The following is a 203-nucleotide window of genomic DNA, read 5'->3' as shown; positions in this document are numbered from 1 at the left end:
GGAAGAAGCAGGAACAGCTGAAAAGCAGGACGCTCTGGCTACAGGAGATGAAGCAGGCGATCATCAAAAAGACGAGACTGTGCATGCTCATCATGGCAGGGATCTTCTTCCTGCTCATCCTGATCCAGAGCGGTCTGTATGTGTGTGTACCGCAGCGATATCAAGGCAGTATCCTGCATATGGTCCAGTGGGGAAAATGGGGA

General features: G+C 51.7%; 1 protein-coding gene. It reads left to right on the top strand.

Going from position 1 to position 203, the window contains the following annotated elements; all coding sequences use genetic code 11:
• The coding region (locus tag NE665_RS24715; protein WP_256302809.1) for a hypothetical protein at window positions 1-203 on the top strand (203 nt) is incomplete at both ends.

This window comes from Clostridium sp. DFI.1.208 (assembly GCF_024463855.1).
Taxonomy (GTDB): domain Bacteria; phylum Bacillota_I; class Bacilli_A; order Erysipelotrichales; family Erysipelotrichaceae; genus Clostridium_AQ.
Note: the sequence above shows the minus strand (reverse complement) of the source record. Positions and strands in the feature narration are given on the sequence as shown.